Annotated in this window: 21 protein-coding genes; 2 read left to right on the top strand and 19 right to left on the bottom strand. The window is 54.4% G+C overall.

What is annotated here, in order from left to right:
• Positions 1–21 precede the first annotated feature (21 nt).
• From ACAF76_RS00665 to ACAF76_RS00655, 3 genes are read right to left on the bottom strand one after another with little or no spacing between them, the layout of a single operon-like run.
• Positions 22–780, bottom strand: coding sequence for an ABC transporter ATP-binding protein (locus tag ACAF76_RS00665; RefSeq protein WP_400164375.1), 759 nt, complete (start codon positions 778–780; stop codon positions 22–24).
• On the bottom strand, positions 777–1718 hold the full coding sequence (locus ACAF76_RS00660; RefSeq protein ID WP_400164376.1) for an iron chelate uptake ABC transporter family permease subunit: 942 nt from the start codon (positions 1716–1718) through the stop codon (positions 777–779). Before ACAF76_RS00660 ends, ACAF76_RS00665 begins: the two co-directional genes overlap by 4 nt.
• The gene (locus tag ACAF76_RS00655) at positions 1715–2668 is read right to left on the bottom strand and encodes an ABC transporter permease (protein ID WP_400164377.1); all 954 of its coding nucleotides are present in this window, start codon (positions 2666–2668) and stop codon (positions 1715–1717) included. Before ACAF76_RS00655 ends, ACAF76_RS00660 begins: the two co-directional genes overlap by 4 nt.
• A gap of 278 nt (positions 2669–2946) precedes the next feature.
• Between ACAF76_RS00655 and ACAF76_RS00650 the strand changes: the two genes are divergently transcribed.
• Entirely contained in the window at positions 2947–4548 is a 1602-nt protein-coding gene (locus ACAF76_RS00650; protein ID WP_400164378.1) for a family 10 glycosylhydrolase, read from the top strand.
• Between the two features lie 102 nt (positions 4549–4650).
• On the opposite strand, the gene ACAF76_RS00645 is transcribed toward ACAF76_RS00650, so the two are convergent.
• The 11 genes from ACAF76_RS00645 to ACAF76_RS00595 form a co-directional block, all read right to left on the bottom strand.
• Positions 4651–5799 (bottom strand): nitric oxide synthase oxygenase, encoded by a 1149-nt coding sequence (locus ACAF76_RS00645; protein ID WP_400164379.1) that lies wholly within the window; start codon positions 5797–5799, stop codon positions 4651–4653.
• Positions 5800–6026: 227 nt separating this feature from the next.
• The gene (locus tag ACAF76_RS00640; protein WP_400164380.1) at positions 6027–6818 is read right to left on the bottom strand and encodes an ABC transporter permease; all 792 of its coding nucleotides are present in this window, start codon (positions 6816–6818) and stop codon (positions 6027–6029) included.
• Positions 6819–6821: 3 nt separating this feature from the next.
• Entirely contained in the window at positions 6822–7595 is a 774-nt protein-coding gene (locus ACAF76_RS00635; RefSeq protein WP_400164381.1) for an ABC transporter ATP-binding protein, read from the bottom strand.
• 4 nt (positions 7596–7599) lie between these two features.
• A complete protein-coding gene (locus tag ACAF76_RS00630) occupies positions 7600–8670 on the bottom strand; it encodes an ABC transporter substrate-binding protein (protein WP_400164382.1) in 1071 nt (356 codons plus the stop codon).
• A 218-nt stretch (positions 8671–8888) separates the two neighbouring features.
• On the bottom strand, positions 8889–9677 hold the full coding sequence (locus ACAF76_RS00625) for an ABC transporter ATP-binding protein (protein ID WP_400164383.1): 789 nt from the start codon (positions 9675–9677) through the stop codon (positions 8889–8891).
• Position 9678: 1 nt separating this feature from the next.
• Positions 9679–10476, bottom strand: a complete 798-nt coding sequence (locus ACAF76_RS00620) for an ABC transporter permease (RefSeq protein WP_400164384.1) — start codon at positions 10474–10476, stop codon at positions 9679–9681.
• A 61-nt stretch (positions 10477–10537) separates the two neighbouring features.
• Positions 10538–11572 (bottom strand): ABC transporter substrate-binding protein, encoded by a 1035-nt coding sequence (locus ACAF76_RS00615; protein WP_400164385.1) that lies wholly within the window; start codon positions 11570–11572, stop codon positions 10538–10540.
• A 19-nt stretch (positions 11573–11591) separates the two neighbouring features.
• Positions 11592–12701 carry a histidinol-phosphate transaminase gene (gene hisC / locus ACAF76_RS00610; RefSeq protein WP_400164386.1) on the bottom strand — a complete coding sequence of 370 codons (1110 nt, stop codon included), beginning with the start codon at positions 12699–12701 and terminating at the stop codon, positions 11592–11594.
• A complete protein-coding gene (locus ACAF76_RS00605; protein ID WP_400164387.1) occupies positions 12698–13792 on the bottom strand; it encodes an iron-containing alcohol dehydrogenase family protein in 1095 nt (364 codons plus the stop codon). Before ACAF76_RS00605 ends, hisC begins: the two co-directional genes overlap by 4 nt.
• Before the next feature lie 267 nt (positions 13793–14059).
• Positions 14060–14617 (bottom strand): phosphoribosyltransferase family protein, encoded by a 558-nt coding sequence (locus tag ACAF76_RS00600; RefSeq protein ID WP_400164388.1) that lies wholly within the window; start codon positions 14615–14617, stop codon positions 14060–14062.
• A 25-nt stretch (positions 14618–14642) separates the two neighbouring features.
• Positions 14643–15704 (bottom strand): NCS2 family permease, encoded by a 1062-nt coding sequence (locus ACAF76_RS00595; protein ID WP_400164389.1) that lies wholly within the window; start codon positions 15702–15704, stop codon positions 14643–14645.
• A gap of 411 nt (positions 15705–16115) precedes the next feature.
• On the opposite strand from ACAF76_RS00595, the gene ACAF76_RS00590 reads away from it, so the two are divergent.
• Positions 16116–16631, top strand: coding sequence for a Crp/Fnr family transcriptional regulator (locus ACAF76_RS00590; RefSeq protein ID WP_400164390.1), 516 nt, complete (start codon positions 16116–16118; stop codon positions 16629–16631).
• Between the two features lies 1 nt (position 16632).
• Here ACAF76_RS00590 and hmpA read toward each other — a convergent pair whose 3' ends face one another.
• From hmpA to ACAF76_RS00565, 5 genes are all read right to left on the bottom strand, one after another.
• Positions 16633–17844: an NO-inducible flavohemoprotein gene (hmpA, locus tag ACAF76_RS00585; RefSeq protein WP_400164391.1), complete on the bottom strand. Its 1212-nt coding sequence runs from the start codon at positions 17842–17844 to the stop codon at positions 16633–16635.
• A 105-nt stretch (positions 17845–17949) separates the two neighbouring features.
• Entirely contained in the window at positions 17950–18918 is a 969-nt protein-coding gene (locus tag ACAF76_RS00580; RefSeq protein ID WP_400164393.1) for a sugar kinase, read from the bottom strand.
• A gap of 3 nt (positions 18919–18921) precedes the next feature.
• Positions 18922–19686, bottom strand: coding sequence for a 2-dehydro-3-deoxy-D-gluconate 5-dehydrogenase KduD (gene kduD / locus ACAF76_RS00575; RefSeq protein WP_400164395.1), 765 nt, complete (start codon positions 19684–19686; stop codon positions 18922–18924).
• A 51-nt stretch (positions 19687–19737) separates the two neighbouring features.
• The gene (locus tag ACAF76_RS00570) at positions 19738–20739 is read right to left on the bottom strand and encodes a zinc-binding dehydrogenase (RefSeq protein ID WP_400164396.1); all 1002 of its coding nucleotides are present in this window, start codon (positions 20737–20739) and stop codon (positions 19738–19740) included.
• A gap of 27 nt (positions 20740–20766) precedes the next feature.
• Positions 20767–22068, bottom strand: a complete 1302-nt coding sequence (locus ACAF76_RS00565; protein ID WP_400164397.1) for a TRAP transporter large permease — start codon at positions 22066–22068, stop codon at positions 20767–20769.
• Positions 22069–22079: the final 11 nt, after the last annotated feature.

The raw sequence follows: 22079 nt of genomic DNA, 5'->3' as shown, positions 1-22079 counted from the left end.
TTACGATGATTCGTTGTGTATTTAGGCGTAGTACACGCAAATCTTGTTTTCAGCGATGTCTTCGATCTGAATGTCCATGTCGTAGACTTCGTGCAAAATCTGCGAGTCGATGATCGCGTCAGTCGTGCCCTCCCGGACGACCTTGCCGCCCTTGAGCGCGACGATGTAGTCGGAGTAGACGGATGCAAAGTTGATGTCGTGAATCACGATTACAACCGTCTTGCCCATCTCGTCGACCAGCCTGCGCAGTACCTTCATAATCTGGACCGAGTGCTTCATATCCAGGTTGTTGAGCGGCTCGTCGAGGAGGATGTACTCCGTGTTCTGCGCGATGACCATGGCGATGTAGGCACGCTGCTTTTGCCCTCCGCTCAACTGGTCCAGGTACTTGTGCTGGATGTCTTCCAGCTCCATGTAGCGAATCGCTTCGTCCACATGCGCCCAGTCTTCCTTGGTGAGATTTCCCTGTGAGTACGGAAAGCGTCCAAAGCTGACCAGCTCGCGGATCGTCAAACGGACGGTGATGTGGTTCGTCTGCTTGAGGATGGAAATCTTTTTCGCCAGCTCATTGCTCTTGGATTTATCAAGCGGCTGGCCCTCGATCAAAATCTCGCCCTCGTCTTTGCTGAGCAGGCGACTGATCATGGAGAGCAGGGTACTTTTTCCCGCTCCGTTCGGGCCGATAAAAGACGTGATTTTCCCCTTGGCAATCTTGAGCGAAACATCTTCCACGACATATTTGTTGTTGTAGCGTTTGGACACATTGCGTACCTCGATCATGCCTTATTCTCCTTTAACAAGAGATAAATGAAGTAAACCCCGCCGATGAAGTTGACGATGACGCTTAACGTGGTAGAGAAGGTAAAGACTCGCTCGACGATCAGCAGACCACCTACCAGGGCGATAATGCTGATCAGACAGGAGCTGGCAATCAAATAGCTGTGCCGGTACGTATTCATAAACTGGTACGCCACGTTGGCGACGAGCAGCCCCAGGAACGTGATCGGTCCTACCAGCGCGGTAGCGATCGAAACGAGGATCGCGATCATAATCAGGAGGCGCTTCACCACGTAATCGTAATCGACCCCGAGATTCACCGCTTCATCCCTGCCCAGCGAGAGGACATCCAGGTATTTGGCGAATTTCCGGAAGTAGATGAGAATCGCGAACACCAGGACGAAGCTGATCACCAGCAAATCTGTATTGACATTGTTGAAGCTGGCAAACATGCGGTCCTGCACGATGAGAAATTCATTGGGATCGATCAGCACCTGCATGAAGGACGACAAGCTGTTGAACAAGGTACCGAAGATCAGTCCGACGAGCAGCAGGAAGTAGATGTTCCTCCCTTCTCCCCGGAACAGCAGCTTGTAGAGCAAGCCTGCAAACAGGATCATCAATCCGACAGAGATGAGAAAGTTGATATTTTTATCCATCATCGTCAGGGTAGTGGACCCCATGAAGAAGATGACGAATGTCTGGATGAACAAGTACAGCGAGTCCAGCCCAATGATGCTCGGCGTCAAAATCCGGTTGTTCGTAATCGTCTGGAAGATCATCGTCGAGAAGGCGATGATGCTGCCAGTCAGAATGACAGCAAGGATTTTTTTCAACCTTCTGGGCAGAACGTAATCCCAGTTGCCCCCTGCGTCAATCAACATGAATATGGCGATCAGCACGACCGATACGACTGCAAGAATCCCGATTTTCGCTTTCATCGTTCATATGCCCTTCTTCTCAAGAGTAAGTAGATGAATATGCCGCTGCCCACTACGCCGACCATCATGCCGATGGAGATTTCATACGGGAAGATGATGAGGCGACCGAGAATGTCGCAGCACAGTACAAATACAGCTCCCAGCAGGGCGGTATGAGACAAGCTCTTCTTCAGGTTGTCCCCCATGTACATCGTGACGATATTGGGGATGATCAGCCCGAGGAAGGGGATTGTTCCTACTGTCAAGATCACGACCGATGACACCATGGCGACGATCGCCAGACCGATGTTGACGATCTGTTTGTGATTGAGACCCAGGTTGATGGAAAACTCTTCACCCATCCCGGCAATCGTGAACTTGTTGGCATACAGATAGGCGATGATGACCAGCGGGATGCTGATGTAGAGAAGTTCATAATTGCCAGACATAATCGATGAAAAATCTCCGTGCAGCCAAGAGCCAATGTTCTGAATCAGATCGTATTTGTAGGCAAAAAACGTCGTGATTGAACCGACGATGTTGCCGAACATCAAGCCGACCAAGGGGATAAAGATCGCGTCTTTGAACTTCACCCGCTCCAGAATTTTCATAAAGATAAACGTCCCCAGCAATGCAAACACGAATGCGACAGCCAGCTTTAAGAGTGGCGGTGCATCGGTAAACACCATCATGGAAACAAGGATGCCAAACCGAACGGAGTCTTCCGTACCCGCTGTCGTCGGCGAGACGAATTTGTTGCGCGTCAACTGCATCATAATCAGACCGGCCACACTCATGCTGATCCCTGCGATGATGATGCTGACCAGTCGCGGAATCCGGCTGATCAATAAAATTTGCGTAGACTCTTCCGTCAGATTGAACAGATCGAGTGGCGATATATTTTTCACTCCGATAAAAAGTGAAACGATGGACAGCAGAATCAGCGCGATAACCAAATATCTTTTCTTCATGGTTTCTTCCTTGTTTTTCCCTTGGGATCACGGATGTTCCCGAGCATGATTTTCGTTATCAATAATACCGATATTCATTCTCATTTAGATTCATTCACAGTTCCTATAATATCATCCCTGTTTGATATGCGAAAGCCTTTTTTGTAAAGAAAATGTGCGCCAGCGGAATTCCCTCGCTGTTTTCCCCACTATTTTCCGAAACAAAACTGTCGGTTGTGCGTCCAATGTTAAGTGAGCAAAAATTGCTGAAAAAGAATCTTGTTGGAGGATTTGCAAACATGAGAATGCCGAAGTGGTTTGTCTTTATCCTGCTGGCGGCGCTCTGCCTCCCTGTCGTATCCGCACAGGCGCAGACGCAGGAGATCAGCATCTATTTGGACGGGAAGCAGATCCATAGCGATGTCTCCCCTTATATTTTGCCTCAGGTAAACATCACGATGGTCCCGCTGCGGGTCATCAGTGAGAATCTGGGCGCCGATGTGTTCTGGGATGACCGCAATCAGACGGCGACGATCATCCGGGAAGGCACCGTGATTGCCATGACCATGAACCAAACCTACGCGATCGTAAACAACAATTCGATACCGCTGGATGCTTCCGTGCAAAACAGGCAGGGAAGGACGATGGTTCCGCTGCGCTTCGTATCGGAGCAGCTCGGCCTGCAAGTCGGCTGGGATCAGGCTACCCGGACGATCACCCTGCAATCCGGAACCGCCACACCCGCACCACAGCCAGCAGCACCGACAGTGCCTGCTCCAGCCCCTGTACAGTCCGGCAGCGCGCATGACCTGCGCGGCGTGTGGATTTCTACAGTCTACAACCTGGACTGGCCATCGAGCGGTTCGTACGGAAACGTCGAGAAGCAAAAGCAGGAGTACATACAACTGCTGAACGAATTGCAGGATATGGGCATGAACGCTGTGTTCGTCCAGGTGCGTCCTGCTTCCGACGCGCTGTATCCTTCCTCGCTCGTCCCCTGGTCGAAATACCTGACGGGCACGCAAGGCAAGGACCCTGGCTACGACCCACTCGCTTTTATGATCGAGGAAACGCACAAACGGGGCATGCAGTTCCACGCCTGGTTCAACCCGTTCCGCGCGACGACGGACGCGGATACAAATTCGCTGGCAGCCAACCACGTAGCCAAGCAGCATCCCGAGTGGATGGTCAACTCCAGCAACAAGCTGTACATCAATCCTGGGATTCCGGAAGCCCGCCAGCACATTATTGCGACGATTATGGAAGTCGTGAATCGTTACGATATTGACGGCGTGCACCTGGACGATTACTTCTACCCGTCCAACGGCGTCTTCCCTGACGATACCACTTTCCAGGCATACGGCGGCAGCAACTTCGCCAACAAAGCGGAATGGCGCCGCTACAACATCAACCAGTTCGTGCAGCAGTTGGACCAGTCGATCAAAAGCGTCAAGCCCCAGGTGCAATTCGGAATCAGCCCGTTCGGCGTATGGCGCAACATCGCCAATGACCAGAGCGGCTCAGATACGAGAGCGGGCGTGACCGCCTACGACCATATGCACGCGGACGTTCGCACATGGATCAAACATGGCTGGATTGACTATGTCGCACCGCAAATTTACTGGAGCATGACTTTCTCCGCAGCGCAGTACGACAAGCTCGTAACCTGGTGGTCCAACGAAGTACGCGGCACCGATGTGACCCTGTACATCGGCCATGCTCCGTACAAGCTGGGCACCACCGAGACAGGCTGGCAAAGCGCCCAGGAGATCATCAACCAGCTGAAGTACAACACGCTCCATCCCGAAGTAAAGGGCAGCATCTTTTTCAGCGCCAAAGACTTGCGGAAAAATCCGCTGGGCTTGATTCCGGAGCTGAAACAATACTACCAAAGCCGATAATACGCGAAACAGCCCCGCGACCGGAACAAGAAGACTCGCTTTGTTCCCAACCGCGGGGCTTTGCTTATTTTTTCATGCCAAAGGACTGTTATACGGTTCGGATCACCGTTCCTGCTGGTGGTGTACCGGACACGCGCTCCCTTCCGCTCTGCCTGGACAATGCTGCGGGTACGGCTTGTCCTGATAGAAGAAGTTCGGGCTGAGAGTCCGATTGTCGTACGTGCTGTGAAAAATATGCGTCGCCGCAGGAGAAACCGGTGGGATGAGCCACGTCCAGTCACCTGTGACTTGCCTTCCCTCGCTTCTTTCCCGCTCTTCAAAACGCAGAAACTGCTGGCTTGCTGTATGGTGGTCGACGATGGATACACCGTGCTGCTTGAAGGAATGAAGCACCGCTACGTTCAGCTCGACGATTGCCCTGTCCTTCCACAGCGTCAGCTCGCGGCTCGTGTCCAGCTCCAGAGCCTGCGCCACCTGCGGCAGCAGGTTGTATCGCTCGACATCGGCAAAATTGCGTGCGCCGATCTCGGTTCCCATGTACCAGCCGTTGAACGGGGCAGCCGGGTACTCGATCCCGCCGATCTCCAGGCGCATATCGGCGACGATCGGCACGGCGTACCACTTCAAGCCGAGAGCATCAAAGGCGGCATATTCCGGGTGCGTGATCGGCACCTCCAGAACGCGATCAGCGGGTATCTCAAACAACTGTGGATGCCCCTCCCCCATCTGCAGTACAAGCGGCAGTACATCGAAGCGCGTGCCAGCCCCCTTCCAGCCGAGGCGCTCACATACCTTGGTCAATGCCAGCGAAGCCGGGTCCCCCAGCACGCCGTCCGCTGTTTCATAGCCGGCGTAGCGGATCAGTTGGTGATTCCAGATGCGCAGCGCTGGCTCCCCTTCCCGCCTGGGGGCAAAAATCGTGATCGAGGGTCTGATTTTCCCGCCGTTTGTCGCGTATTCGATATGGTGAAACAAAGCCTCCGCCGCTTCTGCCTCCGTCTGGATGCACCGGGCGTCGAAGACGGTCAGCGACTCCCAAAAAAGCCTGCCTATGCAGCGATTGCTGTTGCGCCAAGCCATTTTGGCTCCGTACTCCAATTCCTCCGGCGTATGCTCGTAAGTGCCACGGCTCGCTATGGAGCGCTCCACCTCGCGTACACGCGCAGCAATCTCTTCCGGGGATTTCCCCAGTTCCTGATAACACGTCCGGATAAAATCTCCGGCGGCCTGAGCCAGATTATGATGATCCATCGTTCATCCTCTTTTCCCGCTTTTCAGCACAATGCATAGAAATCAACCCGCTGATGTCACTACGTTGCACCCTTATTATAAATTTCTCCTGTCTACATCCCAATCTACTATCGCAATTCGTCATACTTCTGTAAGAAAACCTCTGTCACGCATGCCCTGAACACGTCCAAAAAGCAAAAGCAGCCGCTCATCGAACGACTGCTTTTCGCACTTCCGACAGTATTCACTTACTTCCACGGCACCAGCTTGCGCTCAACCCATTGCAGCACCCGGTTGAACGTCAGGCCAAGCAGCGAAAGGATCAGGACACCGACCATCAGCTTGGTCGTAATCATCAGGTTCCCGTAGTGCAGAACCATCGAGCCGATCCCTTCCTGGGCCGCGACCATCTCGGCGGAGACGAGCAGCAGAAGCGACGTCCCTGCCGCCAGCTTCAGGCCGGCGAAAATCATCGGCAACGAGGCGGGCAGAATGACCTTGCGAATGACGTTGAAATGGTTGGAACCGAACGTAACCGCTGCCTTGATCAGCATCGGATCGACGTTTTTCACGCCGGAGAAGGTATTGATGACCACCGGGAAAAAGACGCCCAGGGCAATAATCGCCACCTTTGGCATTTCTCCGATCCCCAGCCAGAGAATGATCAGTGGCAGCAAGGCGATTTTCGGAATCGGGTAAATCGAATAGACGATCGGCGTGAGGATCGCATCTGTCCAGCGGGAAAAGCCGAGCACCAGTCCGACGAGAATGCCAAGACCGGCACCGATGGCGTATCCCGCACCGATCCGGTACAAGCTGGCGAGCAAATCGCCGTACAGCTCACCGCTTACGAGCATCTCCCACCCCGCAGTCAAAATCGCGGTCGGCGCCGGCAAAAACAGCGGCGGCACGATCTGCATGCGGCACACGATTTCCCAGATGATCAGCAAGCCGGCAATGCCGAGTGCGGCTGCATACCGTGGAATTTTGGTCTCCAGAAAGGCCACGCGGTTTGTAATGACTTGTCTTTGTTCCGCCATCGCTTATCCCTCCCTCGACGCTTCCCGGGCATCGTGACGAATCAGTTGCCAGATTTCATCCACGTACTGCTCAAAACGGATGCGGTGTTCCTCTTGGTCCCGGCCTACCTTGGGCAGATCGATGTGGATGATGCTTTTGACTTGTCCAGGGTGGCGTGACAGGACGATCACCCGGTCCGCCAGATAGACCGCTTCCTGAATGTTGTGGGTCACGTACAGCGTACTCAGCCGGGTGCGCTCCCAGATCGTCAGCAGCTCTTCCTGCATGATCGTCCGCGTCTGCGCATCCAGGGCAGAAAAAGGCTCGTCCATCAGCAGCAGATCCGGTTCGATAGCCAGCGCCCGGGCGATTCCGGCACGCTGACGCATCCCCCCTGACAACTGCTTGGGCAGGGCGTTCTCAAAGCCGGAGAGTCCCACCATATCGATGTAGTGCTTGCCTTTTTCCTGCTGCTCCTGCTTGCTTGCGCCTCGCTCTTCCAGCCCGTAGATCACGTTCTCGTACACGGTGCGCCACGGAAACAGCGCGATCTCCTGAAACACAATCCCCAGATTCGGCTGCTTGCCGCCTGTCCCTTCAAAATAGACAGAGCCGTTGCTGGGCGACATCAAACCGCCGACGATATTTAACAGCGTCGACTTTCCGCATCCGCTCGGTCCGACGAGAACGACGAATTCCTGCTCCTCAATGGCAAAATTGATGTTTCGCAGGGCCGTCACTTCTCTTTTTTTCGCATCGGTAAACGTCTTGTCTACATTTTCAACGACGATCCTCATAGGCTCACTTCCCTAATGATTGCAATGCATCTTCCAACAATTGCGTATTTACGATTTCAGTCGTATCGATGACCTGGTCGATCAGCTTCTCCTTGGCATACCATTCAACCTGTGTCTTGATGTCGGATTCGAGCAGCTTGCCGTCGCGATCCATGTACGGCATGCCTTTCTTGATCATATCAGGCTCCTGGTCGGTGTACTGGGCGATGATGTTGACGACTTCCTCGTAGTTTTCGCCAGGCACCACTTCGCCGTTCTCCTTGTTCAAAACAGCGTCGTAGTAGTAACGGGACGACTTGATGTAGGCACGCAGGAAACGCTGTGCAGCATCCTTGTTCTCCGCCAGCGCCGGCGAGAAGAAAATGCCGGATGTCTGATAGTCCATCTCATCCCCGATTTGCGCGACCACTTTGCCGTAGCCTTCCTCGACAACCGTGGAAATGTTCGGCTCGTTCAACAGGACCGCGTCTACCTGCTTGCTCTTCAGCGCTTCCATCAATCCCTTGATGTTGTTGAGCGGAATCAGTTCAATATCTTGCAGGGTCAAGCCGTGATTTTCCAGCAGTCTTCCCGCCATGTAATGGTAGGTGGAACCAGTCTGCGTGATCCCGACCTTTTTGCCCTTTAAATCTTCAATGCTGTTCAGAGGTGAATCGCTAGGGAACAACAAAGCAGAAGAAGAGTATCCAGCCTGCTCCCTTCCTTTATCCGCGACGATCACCAGTTTTTGTCCGCCGGCTACCATGTTGTACAGGCTCGCCGTAATGCCCGTCGCCCCTACATCTACGCTTCCGGAAGCGGTAGCTACGGCAATCGGTTGTGCCGCATCGAACCAGGTCGCGTTTGCTTCAATGCCTTCCTCGGCGAAAAAGCCTTTCTCGATCCCGATAAACAGTGGTGCGGAACTGGTCAGCTTGAGCATGCCGATGTCGAGCGCGATCGGATCTGCTGCTGCCCCTTCCTGGCCTTGTTCGGTTTGTGGTGGGGTTGCATTTCCTCCAGACTGCCCACAGCCAGCAAGAGCCAGCGACAGCGCAAGGAACGATCCCAATGCGAGTTTCAGAGATTTTTGCAATTCACTCTACCTCCCTATTTTGTACAGCTCTCTTTTAGCATGTTTATTTATAATATCAAAAAAACAATTATATTTCGACACTAGTAAAAAAAGGGTTGTTAATAAACAATTTTTATCCCAATGAAACATTTTTTCGGTCGCTCCTACAAGCCAGGGTGTCTCCCTTGTAGCGAAGGCTACTTCGGAAGACACCCTTTCCTCTTGTACATGTCATGGAACTATGGTTGTACGGCCTTGATGCTTTCTTCGCGGATCAGCTCGAGGAGCTCCTGCTTGAGCGCCAAAAACTCTTCGCTGCTCTTGTTGTGATAGTCGCGGGGACGAGCCAGCGGCACCTTGATGTTCTTTTTCAGACGCCCCGGGCGTGCTGTCATCACGTAAATCGAATCGCCGAGGAAAATCGACTCTTCCACATCATGGGTAATAAAGAGAATCGTTTTTTTCGACTCCTCCCATACCTTCAGCAAAATTTCCTGCATGATCGACCGCGTCTGCGCGTCCAGCGCCCCGAACGGCTCGTCCATCAAAAGAATTTGCGGATCGTTGGCGAGCGCACGGGCAATCGCCACACGCTGCTTCATACCCCCGGACAATTGAATCGGGTAATGCTTGTCAAAGCCTTTCAAACCGATCAGTTCGAGGTAGTGATGGGCGATCTCATCCTGCTGCTTTTTCGGCACGCCTTTCAGATCAAGTCCAAAGGTGATGTTGTCCTTGACCGTCAGCCACGGGTAGAGCGTGTAGGACTGGAACACCATGCCCCGGTCAGGACCAGGTCCGTGAATCTCTTTTCCGTCCAGGTAGACATGTCCCGAGGACGGCTCCTCCAGCCCTGCCACTACCCGCAAAATGGTAGACTTGCCACAGCCCGAAGGCCCGAGAATGGTGACAAATTCCCCTTCCTCGACGGTAAAGGAAGTCTGATCCAGGGCGACTACTTTGCCGCTCTTGGTCGAAAATACTTTGCCTACGTTGTCGATAACCAGTTTTGGCGTCTTCGTCGTCATCTTATGATCCTTCCTTTCTCATCCAGGAGAAAGATGCGCGGTAAATGGCTTTGAACAAAATATCCGTAATCAATCCCAACAGACCGATAATCAAAATCCCGACGATAATCTTGTCCGGGTTGAGGAAGCGAGAGGCCTGCATAATCATGTATCCAAGTCCCTCCGACGCTCCGACCAGCTCGGCGACGACCAGATACGTCCAGGCCCAGCCAAAGGTGATGCGGAGCGTGTCGACAATCCCTGGCAGCGAGGCTGGCAGGATGACCCGGCGGAACAACTGAAACTTCTTGGCGCCCAGCGTGTAGGAGACCTCGATCAGCTCGTTTTGCACGTTTTTCGTGACATCCATGACCATCAGCGTAAGTTGAAAAAAGGTCCCGAAGAAGATAACGGCCATTTTTTCCCCTTCGCCCAGGCCAATCCACAAAATAAACAGCGGGATAAAGGCGGAGGCTGGCATGTAGCGGATAAAGCCGATAATCGGTTCAAACGCGCCTTCCATGATCCGCAATGTACCCATCAGCATGCCAAGCGGTACGCCAATCAGCGCTGCCAGCACAAATCCAGACAGGACGCGGGAGAAGCTTATCCCGATATCGCCGTAGATTTCACCGCTTTGAAACATGGAAATTGCTGTTGCCACAACCTTATCTGGCGCTGGCAGGAACAGCTCGTTGACAAAACCCCCGTAGGTGAGAACCGACCAGACGACCAACAGCAAGAGAAACGTAGCAATCCCCGCCCCGGAATAAAGCGGTTTGGCGATCTCCTTCTTCGGGGTAAAGACATTCTTCCACATCTGTCATCCCTCATTTTTTACAAGCTTGATAGACAAAAGGAGGCCCTGGCGGGGCACTCCTTTAGAGTCCATTCACAAAGGTAGGATTCAATACATCGTCCACGTTAGGAGCACTGTCAATCAGTTTTTGTTCGACATAGAAGTCGATTGCGTTCTGTGTAGAGGCGTAAATTTGTCCTTTGCTTTCAGCCGTGCCGAACAATTCCTGGTTCTCTTCCTTGTGCAGGAACTTCAATCCGCTAACGGTGCCGGTAAACTCGGCCAGGTCGATTTTCAGGCCTTTAGCCATGATTTCGTTGGACTCGTCTTCATTTGCTTTCCAGTAGTCCATCGCCTCTGCCATCGCAGCCACAAATGCCTGGATGTCGTCTGGGCGCTGTTCGATCACGTCTTTGCGGAAGCCGACGGTATCGACGATGATTCCTGGCAGGTCCTTGGTCGTCACGAGTGTGCCACCGTTTGCCTGAGACGCTTTGGACAGCCATGGCTCCCACGTTACGGCTGCGTCTACCTGTCCTGCTACGAAAGCAGCTCCGGCATCGCCAGCGGACATTTGCACCATTTCCACATCTTTATCGGTCAGGTTCGCTTCTTTGAGCGCTGTCAGGAGCAGCAGATGGCTGGTCGAGCCTTGCTCAAATGCGACTTTCTTGCCTTTCAGATCAGCTACGCTGGCAATCTCGCTTTTTGCGATAATTCCGTCGCCGCCGTAGGAATCGTCGAGCAGCCATACGACTTGCATCGGCACACCGGACGCTGCCAGTGTCACTTGTACGTCAAGCGCTGTCGCCATCCCGTCTACCTTGCCGCCAGCCAACGCTGCCTTGCGCTCAGCCAGCCCTTCGATCGTGGAGAGTTCCACATCGATGCCGTGTTTTTCAAACAATCCCTTTTCCTTCGCCAAGAACAACGGGCCGTATCCTGTCCATGTCGGCAGTGTGACTTTGAGCGGTGCTTTGTCCGCGCCTTCACTTGGTTGTGCAGCCTGGTTGTTGCCGTCGGTGGACTCGCCACTGCCGCCGGTGTTTGCCGCGCCGCAGCCTACGAGACCGATGCTGAGCATGGCGGCCAGCAACAGTGTAGTGATCTTTTTCATCTGTATTTCCCCCCAGAATTTACTTTTCTATAATTTCTTTCATTGCTGCTACAAAGGCTTGCATTTCTTCCGGCTTGCCGATCGAGACACGCAGCGATGTGTTCATCCCGTAGCCGGCCAGATTGCGCACGATCACGCCGCGCTCAGCCAGCTGCTCGAACATCCACGTACTGTCTTTGCCCGTATCGACGCAGACGAAGTTGGTGTTGCTCGGCAGATGCTTCATGCCCAGCTCGTCAAACAACCGTGTGATCAGCTCTTTGCCCTGCTGGTTGATCGCTTGCGACTCGGTCACATGTGCAGTATCGTCGAGGCTCGCCAATGCTCCGGCCTGGGCGATGGAATTGACGTTAAACGGCGGTCGGACGTGGTTGATCGCATCGACGATCGCCGACGGCCCCATGCCGTACCCGATCCGTGCTGCTGCCAGCGAGTATATTTTGGAGAACGTCCGAATCACGAACACGTTTTTTCCCTGTCCTACCATATCCACCGAGGTCCGGTATTCCGGGTCGACCGCGTATTCATGGTACGCTTCGTCGATCACGACCAGGACATTCTCGGGAACCTTCTCCACAAAAGCGCGCAGCTCATCTGCCGGGATCGCGACGCCGGTCGGGTTGTTCGGATTGCACAAAAACACCAGCTTGGTCGCCGGGGTGATCCTCGCCAGAATCGCATCCAGATCGACTCCCAGATCATCCTTCATCGGAGCCAGCACGGGGGTCGCTCCCATCAAATGCGCCGACGCCAGGTATTGTACAAACGTGATGTGCGGCATGACTACTTCGTCCCCTGGCTCGAGGAAGGTTTGCGCCACCATGACGATCATCTCGTCCGCCCCGTTGGAGAGGATCAGATTTTCCTTTTGTACGCCTTCCTTTTCCGCGAGACGGCTGATGACAGCCTCCCCGTTGGAACTCGGGTACAGATTGAGGTCGAGTAGCGCCTTTTGCATCGCCTCTACCGCTTTCGGCGAAGGGCCGAGCGGATTTTCGTTGAAGGACAGCTTGTACACCGTATCTTTTCCGAGCGCCTGCTTCATTTCTTCCACCGGCAAATCAGCCAACTGGGCCACATACGGCATCAGCTTCGGATATACGCTGCGTACCATTTTGTCGAGTTTCATTGCTGTTTGACCTTCTTTCCGATTCGGTCTGCGCCCTGTACGGCATGAATCACCATCTCAGGCGTCACGGCAAACGGCATGTTCTCCATGTCTTCAATCTCTACCGTCACTTCGCCGAGACGTTTCCACTCGTCTTGGGACAAATCGGTAATCGCCATGTCTTCCAATGTATACGGCAGCTCGACTTGTTGATAGAATGCGATTAGCTCGCCAATCTCCTCTTCGCTTTTGCCTTCGAGGACGAGCTGGGCGAGGATGCCGAATGCGACGATCTCGCCGTGATAGGTGTCGTGCACCTCAGGGAAGATGGTCAATCCGGAGTAGATCGCATGCGCCGCTGCGGTACGGCAATCATCGCCGCCATAGCCGCTCACGCTGCCGCTGATTAGGATGATGCTGTCGATCACGTCGTTGACAGCCTGGTCGACCTTGCCCGCCTTGATCGTCGCTACCGCTTCCGGACCTTTTTCCAAAAGCAATTGGTACAGTTCATGGGCCAGCTTCACGGCGCTGCGGTTCAAAGCGGTAGGTTCGCTCTTTTTCACCGATGCCGAGGATTCGAACCATTTTGCCAGAGTGTCGCCGATCCCCGCCACGAGAAAACGGTACGGAGCGCGAACGATCACTTCTGTATCCACGAGAACGAGGCTCGGTGCCTTGGAGCGGTGGCTGATCTCGATAAATGTGCCCTCATCGTCGTACATGATGGCAATCGGGGTGGAAGGCGCACATGTCGCTGCGATTGTGGGAATCGCCAGGACTGGCAGCCCCTCCGCGAAGGCGACGGCCTTGACCGTATCAATCGCCTTGCCGCCACCGACAGCGATGATGACCTCGGGCTTTTTTTGCTGCACGATCTGGCACAGACGCTCTACCTGCGACCACGAACATTCACCGCCGTACCATTCAAAGCCTTTGTTCTCAATCTTGCTTTCGGCCAAGCTCTCCTTGATGAGAGGTTCGACAATCGACAGCGCGGTTTTTCCCCCGATAAACAGGGCAGAGCTGCCGAACTCCTTTATGTAGGAACCTGCTTGGCGAAGCAATCCGTCTTCTCGTATATACTTGGCGGGACCCGGTATCGTGTGCATGATGACGACATCTCCTGTGCATTTATTCAAACGAACGAATTTATATACAACGATTTCATATGGTAGTCTGTTCTTCGCTTTTTGTCAAACGATTCGCGTAGTTTGGGAATATTACCACAGTAATTACTATTCACTCATTTTAATTTATTGAATTCGTTTTGGAAACAGAGGAGACACAACTTTTTTATGGGAATTCTGTCTAGTTGGCGATCGAAAAAGAAACTCCCTTCTCTACCTATTATAGTAAGAAGGGAATTTTCTCCTTTTCTATTCTGTTCCTGGTTCATGCGGAAAGAGCGGCAGCTCCTGCAAGAACAGGATGTCATCACGCTCTGCCGCGCTGCCCTCCGCGAGAATCGCGGCGCGGGCGACGACATGACCGCCTGCGAGATTGACCAGTTCCTCAATCGCCTGCAACGACTTCCCGGTGCTGATGACATCGTCGATAATCGCTACGCGCTTGCCCTTGATTTCTTTGGCATCGGCACCGTCCAGGCAGAGTATCTGCTTTTTCTGGGTCGTAATCGAGACTACTTCGTTGATCAGGGGAGAATCCATGTACGGCTTGGTGCTTTTACGCGCTACGTAGTATTTTTTCATGCCCAGCAGGCGGGATATTTCAAAAATGAGCGGAATTCCTTTTGCCTCTGCGGTAATCAGCACATCCACCTCCGGCAGTTTGGCCGCCAGCAGAGGGGCCGCCGCCGTCACCAGCTCGGTATCGCCCAGAATGACAAAGCTGGCGATGCTCAAATCATCCGCGATCCGGATAATCGGCAGATGGCGCGTGACCCCTGCCACTTCCAGTGTATATGTTTTTTCCATGGGGACTCACTCCTTGCAAAATGGTTTACATCCCGAACATACCGATCAATGCACGCATCAACAACCCCGCCAGCATCCCGAAGAACGGATCGGAAATCGCGGTTACGACCATCGTCACCCCGCCTACGATGTTGGAGGAAGCCTCTTCGCCGCTCAGCGCAGCCAGCGCATTGCCCGGAGTCGTCACGATCGCGCCCAGCACAAACAGGAAGCCGGCAATCGATTGGCTCGGGATGTAGCGTCCGATCTTGGGCAGCAATCCGGCAATCAGAATCGCAGCCATGATGACCATCATCAGCACGCCGGATGCAACCGGATTGGGCGCCCCTGCGGTAGCGGAGATGATCGCCTCTACAGGCGCACCGCCAAACAGGGCAGAAACCATGTCAGCCACGCTGCTGATCACCGTCAGTGTATCCAGGTCGACATCTGTTTGGGCAATGCTCCCGGTGATTTGACCGAAAGCAATATTGGCTCCGATGTTGAGACAGACCATCGCCATAGCTCCGCGCCATATCGCAGCGGAAAAGCTCAGCTTCTGCAGCTTGAAGCGATCAGATTCCAGCGGCTTGATCGCACTGTCTTGCTTCAGCACATTGGATACGACGCTGGAGAGCAGGACCGAGATCGTGATCGTGTATACGAGATCCTTGGTCATAAAATAGGTAAGCAATCCCGTGACCATTGAGGTGAGACCGACTGGCATGTTGTCTTTCGCCATATCCCACGATACTTTTGCCAGCATGATGCCGACACCGGCCATCATTCCGTTGGTAATTACCGGACCGATAAATTCCACGATTTTTTCCAAAAACCCGAACAATCCAATGACAGCCATGATCGCCCCGCCGAGGAACACCATAGACAGCCGATCCCGCATTGTTTTGCCCATCGCGCCTGCTACGGCAATCGTCTCTGCCTGATAGGAGACGACGGCGACCGAACCTGTCATCGCATTCCCTGCCGCCCCGACCAGGAAGGCCAAAGCAGTCGGAACAGAGGCAAATCCGAGTGACAAGGCCAGCAAACCTTGCGGCAATCCGTTGAGTACCACGCTAAGTGCCGCGACAATATCCTTCCATTCCATGTTTTCTGACTCCTTTTCTGTTTGCGCCATGTAAATGTAAGTATAAATAACATTGATAAAGGTAACACAATAACCGATTGTTTTCAACAGTGAACATTGTAAATATTCGTGTTTAGAAGATTTTATGCAACGCTTTCATGTATATCGTTTGTGTTTTTGCGCATACGACGAAATAGGGCTGTCCCCTCGTCCGTAGACGCTGGGACAGCCCCGTACAATCACTTATCTGATTCCTTTTTGCGCTGTCAGGTTAATTTGCAAACATGGCGTCCAATATGTCATATTCATCGTATTTTCTTGCCTTTACTCTTTTTTTGCTATAATCGTGCTGATTGACGAATCTACGAGCAAACAAAAAAGGCGAGTGCTCATCGTTTTTGAGCATCGCCTGTCGGCTTGCGGAGGTAACCTATGATTTTGCATAAAGGGGAAACGCTTTTCCGCCAGGGTGAAACGGGACCGCTTTTTCACCTGAAAAGCGGTCTGTTGAAAATCGTCCGGGTCCATGCAGACGGGACCGTGATTTTGGTCAATATCATCGTACCAGGCGAGATTATCCCGCATCATTCGCTGATCAGCCCCAACCCGTATTACGGAACGGCGATTGCCATGGTGACCTCGGAAATCGAGATGTTATCGGCACAACAATGGTATCTGGAACTGGAGCGCGACCCGCAAAAATGCCTCTCCATCGCTTTGCTGCTGCAGGAGAGGCTGCGCATGATGCAGCAGCGCATCGATCAGTTGACGGAGGTATCTCCTCCCGAAAAACTGCGCAAGCTGCAGAGCTGGTTCAACCAGTATATCGCCCCTGCCCCATTGACCGATTTGCTGACGCAAGACGAGATTGGCCAATTCCTCGGACTGCGACGCGAGACGGTCAACAGGCTGCTGCGCGCCCAGGCCGCATCCGGGAACGGCACGTGATCTACAAGTTTGCCGCTGGACCGAAGAACTCGAAGTGCAGGTCGGCGTCCGCCACGCCCCACTCCTTTAGCATGCGGTGAATGTCCCGCATGAACGGCACCGGTCCGCAAAAATAGAAGCTCGCATCCCGGCTTTCCGCGACTTGCTTCAGCCAGGGCAGATCGATATGCCCTTCTTTGTGGAATGGCTGCTCCGCCCTGTCTCGCTCCGAAGGCTTGCTGTAGCACCAGTAGGCAGCAAGCTGCTCGTGCTTGTCGGCCAGCTTCTCGATCTCCTGTTTCAAGGCGTGCGTGTCCCCGTTTTGCGTCCCGTGGATAAAGCGTACAGGGCGACCGGGCTGTTTTTCCACGACCTCATGCAGCATACTGACCAACGGCGTCAACCCGACCCCGCCGCTGATGAACACGACCGGGCGCGTGTCTTGCATATCTACGGTAAAATCGCCGGCAGGCGCGGACAGCCACAGTACATCACCGGATTCGACCTGTTTGTGCAGGTACGCAGAAACTTTGCCATCCGGCTTGTTCCCGTCTGCGTCCTCGCGCTTTACGGAAATCCGGTAATACGGTTTGCCCGGGGCGTCAGACAAGCTGTACTGGCGGATGTGTTCGTACTCCTCTCCCGGTATCTCCATTTTCACGCTGACATACTGACCCGGCGCAAAGCCAGCGAGCGGCTTGCCGTCCTCCGGAACGAGGTAAAACGACGTAATACACTCACTCTCCCGTACTTTCCGCTCGACCCGGAAGGCGCGAAAGCCTGCCCAGCCTCCCTCCTGTTCCGCCTGCGCGTACATCTCCGCTTCCACACTGATAAAGGCGTCCGCGATCACACCATAGGCATCTGCCCAGGCTTGCACGATTTCTTCGGTAGCCGCGTCCCCCAGGACATCCTTGATCGCAGCGAGCAGCGTCTCACCGACGATCGGGTAGTGCTCCGGCTTTACACCGAGACTGCGGTGCTTGTGCCCAATCTGTTTGACGACCGGCAGGATTTCCTCCAGGCGGTCGATATGCACGGCCGCTGCGTACACCGCGTTGGCCAAAGCCGTTTGCTGTCTGCCCTGCTTCTGGTTGGCGTGGTTGAAAATATTCAGCAGCTCCGGATGCTTGGCAAACAGCATCTGGTAAAAACGGCTTGTAATCGCTGTGCCATGCTGCTCCAGTACCGGAACGGTCGACTTTATGACTTGGATGGTTTTCTCACTCAGCATGCGTCCTTCCCCCTATTGCGTTGATTCGCTTCCTGATTCCAGTATAGAAAGGAACAAACGCTGCTACTGTGATCGAGATCACATGAAAAAGGAAGGATTTGTGAACTACCGTTCCACCACTTCACGCATGCCCAAAAAGCCCTCTACTTCCTCCAGGTACGGCAGTCCTTCATTGTCGCCGTGTACCTGCACCACCATTGCGCCAATTGCATTGGCAAACTCCAGCGTTTGCCCGATCGGCCAGCCGTGGATCACGCCGTAGAGAAAACCGGCGTCGAATCCATCTCCCGCGCCTACCGTATCGACTACCTTGGCGACAGGAAAAGCCGGCTGGTGGACCCAGCGGCCGTCCATGAAGGCATACGAACCGTTTTCGCCGTCTTTGACGACTACGTGCTCAAACGCGTAGCGCTGTATCGCCTGCTCCCACACCTTCTGTTCGCCGCTCTCAAAAATCAGCTCCATTTCTTCCCGTCCCGCCAGCATGAAATCGACGTAAGGCAGGTAGGTGAGGAGCGTCGCCCGCGCCAGCTCCCTGCTCCACAGCCGCAGCCGGATATTCGGGTCGAAGGACACCTTGACACCGTGCCGCTTGGCCAGTTGCAGGGCGCGCAGGATGACGGCCCGGTTGTTCTCCTGAATCGCCGGAAACACACCGGTCACATGCAAAATACGCGCTCCGGCGATGTACGCTTCCGGCAGCAGCTCCGGCGTCAGCGTCTCTGTCGGCGATTTCTGGCGGTAGTAAAAGGTGCGCCCGTTGCCGTTTTCCCGTACCTCCTTGAAGTTGAGCGAGGTAGCGTATCCTTCCATCAGCTTTACTTCCGAAATGTCCACACCTTCTCCGCGCATCGTGTTGACGATATGGCGACCGAATTCGTCCTTGCCCAACCGGCTGATCCAGCCTGCTTTCAGCCCCAGTCGGGCACATCCGAGGATGACGTTCAGCTCGGCCCCGCCGATTTTTCGCTCGAACTGATGGACAAAACGAAGCGGCCCCTTGGACTGGGGATCGAACGTAATCATCCCGTCCCCGATCGTAATCACATCGAGCATCGATTGTTTTGCCTCCATATTCTACCTGCCCATCCATCCGCCATCCACGACCAGCACATGCCCGTTGACGTAATCCGACGCTTTGGAGGCGAGGAACAGGGCGGCTCCCACCAGATCCTCCGGCACGCCCCAGCGCCCGGCCGGAATCCGCTCGAGGATGGATTGGTTGCGTTTGGCGTCATTGCGTATCGCTTCCGTGTTGTTCGTATCGATATAGCCGGGAGCGATCGCGTTTACTTGCACGCCTTTTGCAGCCCACTCGTTGGCAAATGATTTGGTCAGTCCGGCTACTGCGTGTTTGCTCGCGGTGTATGCCGGGACGAAAATGCCGCCCTGGAAGGACAGCAGCGAAGCGATGTTGATGATCTTGCCGGACCCGCGCTCCACCATGCCCCGCCCGATCTCCTGGGAGAGGATGAAGACGGCGTTCAGGTTGACGTTGATGACTCGGGTCCACTCCGCTTCGCTGTAGTCGACGGCTGGCTCGCGGTAGACAATTCCCGCATTGTTGACGAGGATGTCGATCTGATGCTTCTCCAGAATCGGCTTGATTTTGGCGCGTATCTGATCGACCTCGCTCAAATCGATCAGCACCGTTTCATACGTGCCGCCTGCTGCTTCGATTTTTTCTTTCGTCTCGCCCAAATTGTCGCGATGTCCCAGGAGCAGGACGTGGGCACCCGCCGACGCCAGGCCGACGGCGATCGCCTGCCCGATTCCGGTACGGGCCCCTGTCACCAATGCGGTTTTTCCCTGTAGCGAAAAGTAATCGAGTATGAATTCCATGTTCCTTCCTCCCCATCCATTGTCGTACTCTTTTTGAGCTGCAAATGCACATCAAAACTGATACATCACCTTCACGGCATCCGTATGGCTCGTCAGCAGGTCAAAGCCTTGCCGGGCTTGCTCCGGGGGCAAGACGTGGGTGATGATTCTGGCGAAGTCGCGTTGATGCGCCAGCAGTTGGGCCGCGCGCTCAAAATCCGCACTGGTGTAGACGCGAACGAAGCGCATCGTCAACTCCTTGAACATGCCTTGCAGCAGGTGCACTTCTGGCGGCTTCTTGTATGCAGCGACGATGACAACCGTCCCGCGCACCTTGACGACTTCGGTCAAAAGCGGCACGACAGACGGGTGGCCGGCGCAGTCAAATACAAAGTCCGCTCCCTTGCCCCCGGTGTGCGAAAGGATGACGTCCCGTGTCTGCTCCCGGGAAGGATCAATCGTCGCAAAACCAAGCTCTTCCGCTTTTTTGATCCGGTGCTCATTCGTTTCGACGACCACGACATCGTCCGCCCCGTAGCTGCGCAGGGTGAGGGCGACACACAAACCGATCGTTCCCGCTCCGAATACGACTGCCTGATCTCCCGGCACGTATCCTCCCTGTCTCACCGCGTGAACCGCTACGGCAACAGGCTCTACCAAGGCGCCCGTGGACAGCGTCAGACCGCCTGGCAGCGGCACGATCTGATGTACGGGGGCTTTGACGTACTCCGCCATTCCCCCGTCGCAATCGATGCCTACCAGCTTTAGCGTCTCGCACACATGGCTTTGTCCAGTACGGCAAGGAAGACATGTGCCGCAGCTAAGCAGGGGATTCACGGTTACTGCCGTTCCTTCCGCCAATGTCGGGTGACCCGTGACAAGCGTGCCGGAAAACTCGTGTCCCATGACGAGCGGCGCTTGTGCCCGCGGATGGTGCCCGGAATAAATATTCAAATCCGTTCCGCAAATGCCGACGTGGGACGTCTTGATCAACGCCCAGCCTTCGCCGGCGTCGGGCCTTGCCTTTTCGTGCAGTGAAACCGTATGGGGAGCTTCGTAGACGATCGCTTTCATCTCAGGCACCTCCTTGTGCGTAATAGTTTACAACCCGAACAGTTTCGGGATGAAAAGTGAGAGCTGCGGAATATAAGTAACCAGCATTAACACGACGACGGTGACCGCAAAGAATGGCAGCAGCGGCCGGACGACCTGCTCGATCCGCATGTTGGCGACCTTCGCCCCGACGAACAGCACCGGCCCTACCGGCGGCGTTATCGTGCCGATCGACAAATTGAACACCAGCATAATCCCGAAATGTACCGGATCAATGCCGAAACTTTGCGCAATCGGCCAAAAGATCGGAGTAAAGATCAGGACAGCCGGGGTCGGGTCCATAAACGTCCCGATAATCAGCAGGATCACATTCATAATCAACAGGATGACATAGATGTTGTCCGTCAGCCCCAGCAACCCGCTGGCAATCATCGAGGGAATGTTGGTAAACGCCATCACCCACGACATAATGGAGGAGACGCCGATCAGAAACACGACGATCGCGGTCGTTTTGGCTGACTCCAAGAAAATGCGCGGCAAGTCCTTCAGCTTGATCGTCCGGTACAAGAAGGACAGCAGCAGTGCGTACACGACGGCAATCGCCGATCCTTCCGTAGCTGTAAAGACACCGCCGACAATTCCCCCGATGACGATGACGATCAGCAGCAGGCTGGGAATGGCATCGAGGAACACGCGCAACGCCTGTTGAAACGTAATCCCTCCGTCGCGTTTGTAGCCATACCGCTTGGCGAGAATGAATGCGACGATCATGCAACCGATCCCCCAGAGAATGCCCGGAATGTATCCGGCCATGAACAAGGCGGCGATCGAGGTGCCTCCGCTGGCCAGCGAGTAGACGATCAGCGTATTGCTGGGCGGGATCAGCATGCCTGTCGGCGCGGAAGCAATGTTGACCGCTGCGCTGAATTCCCGCTTGTATCCTTCCTTTTCCTGTAGCGGAGCCATCGTCCCACCGACTGCGGCAGCGGCGGCGACCGCCGAACCGCTAATCGAACCGAACAGCATGTTGGCTACCGTATTGGTCTGCGCCAACGAGCCGGGCAATCGCCCACTCAGTACTTTGGCACAGTTCACCAGCCGTATGGCGATGCCTCCGTTGTTCATAATGACGCCAGCCAGCACAAAAAAGGGAATCGCGAGCAATGCAAACGAGTTCATCCCGGTAAATATCCGCTGTGCCGACGCCAGCAGCGCATTGTCAAACGGCAGGATGGCGAACATGGCAAGTACCGACGCGACGCCTACGCCAATGCTGATCGGCGCACCGAGAATGAGCAGGAACGCCACTCCGGCAAACAATATCAAGGCAGCCTGAAATGCAACATCCATAGATGAGTTAC

The organism is Brevibacillus sp. TJ4, from assembly GCF_044627595.2.
Lineage (GTDB): Bacteria > Bacillota > Bacilli > Brevibacillales > Brevibacillaceae > Brevibacillus.
This window is presented reverse-complemented; position numbering and strand designations above follow the sequence as displayed.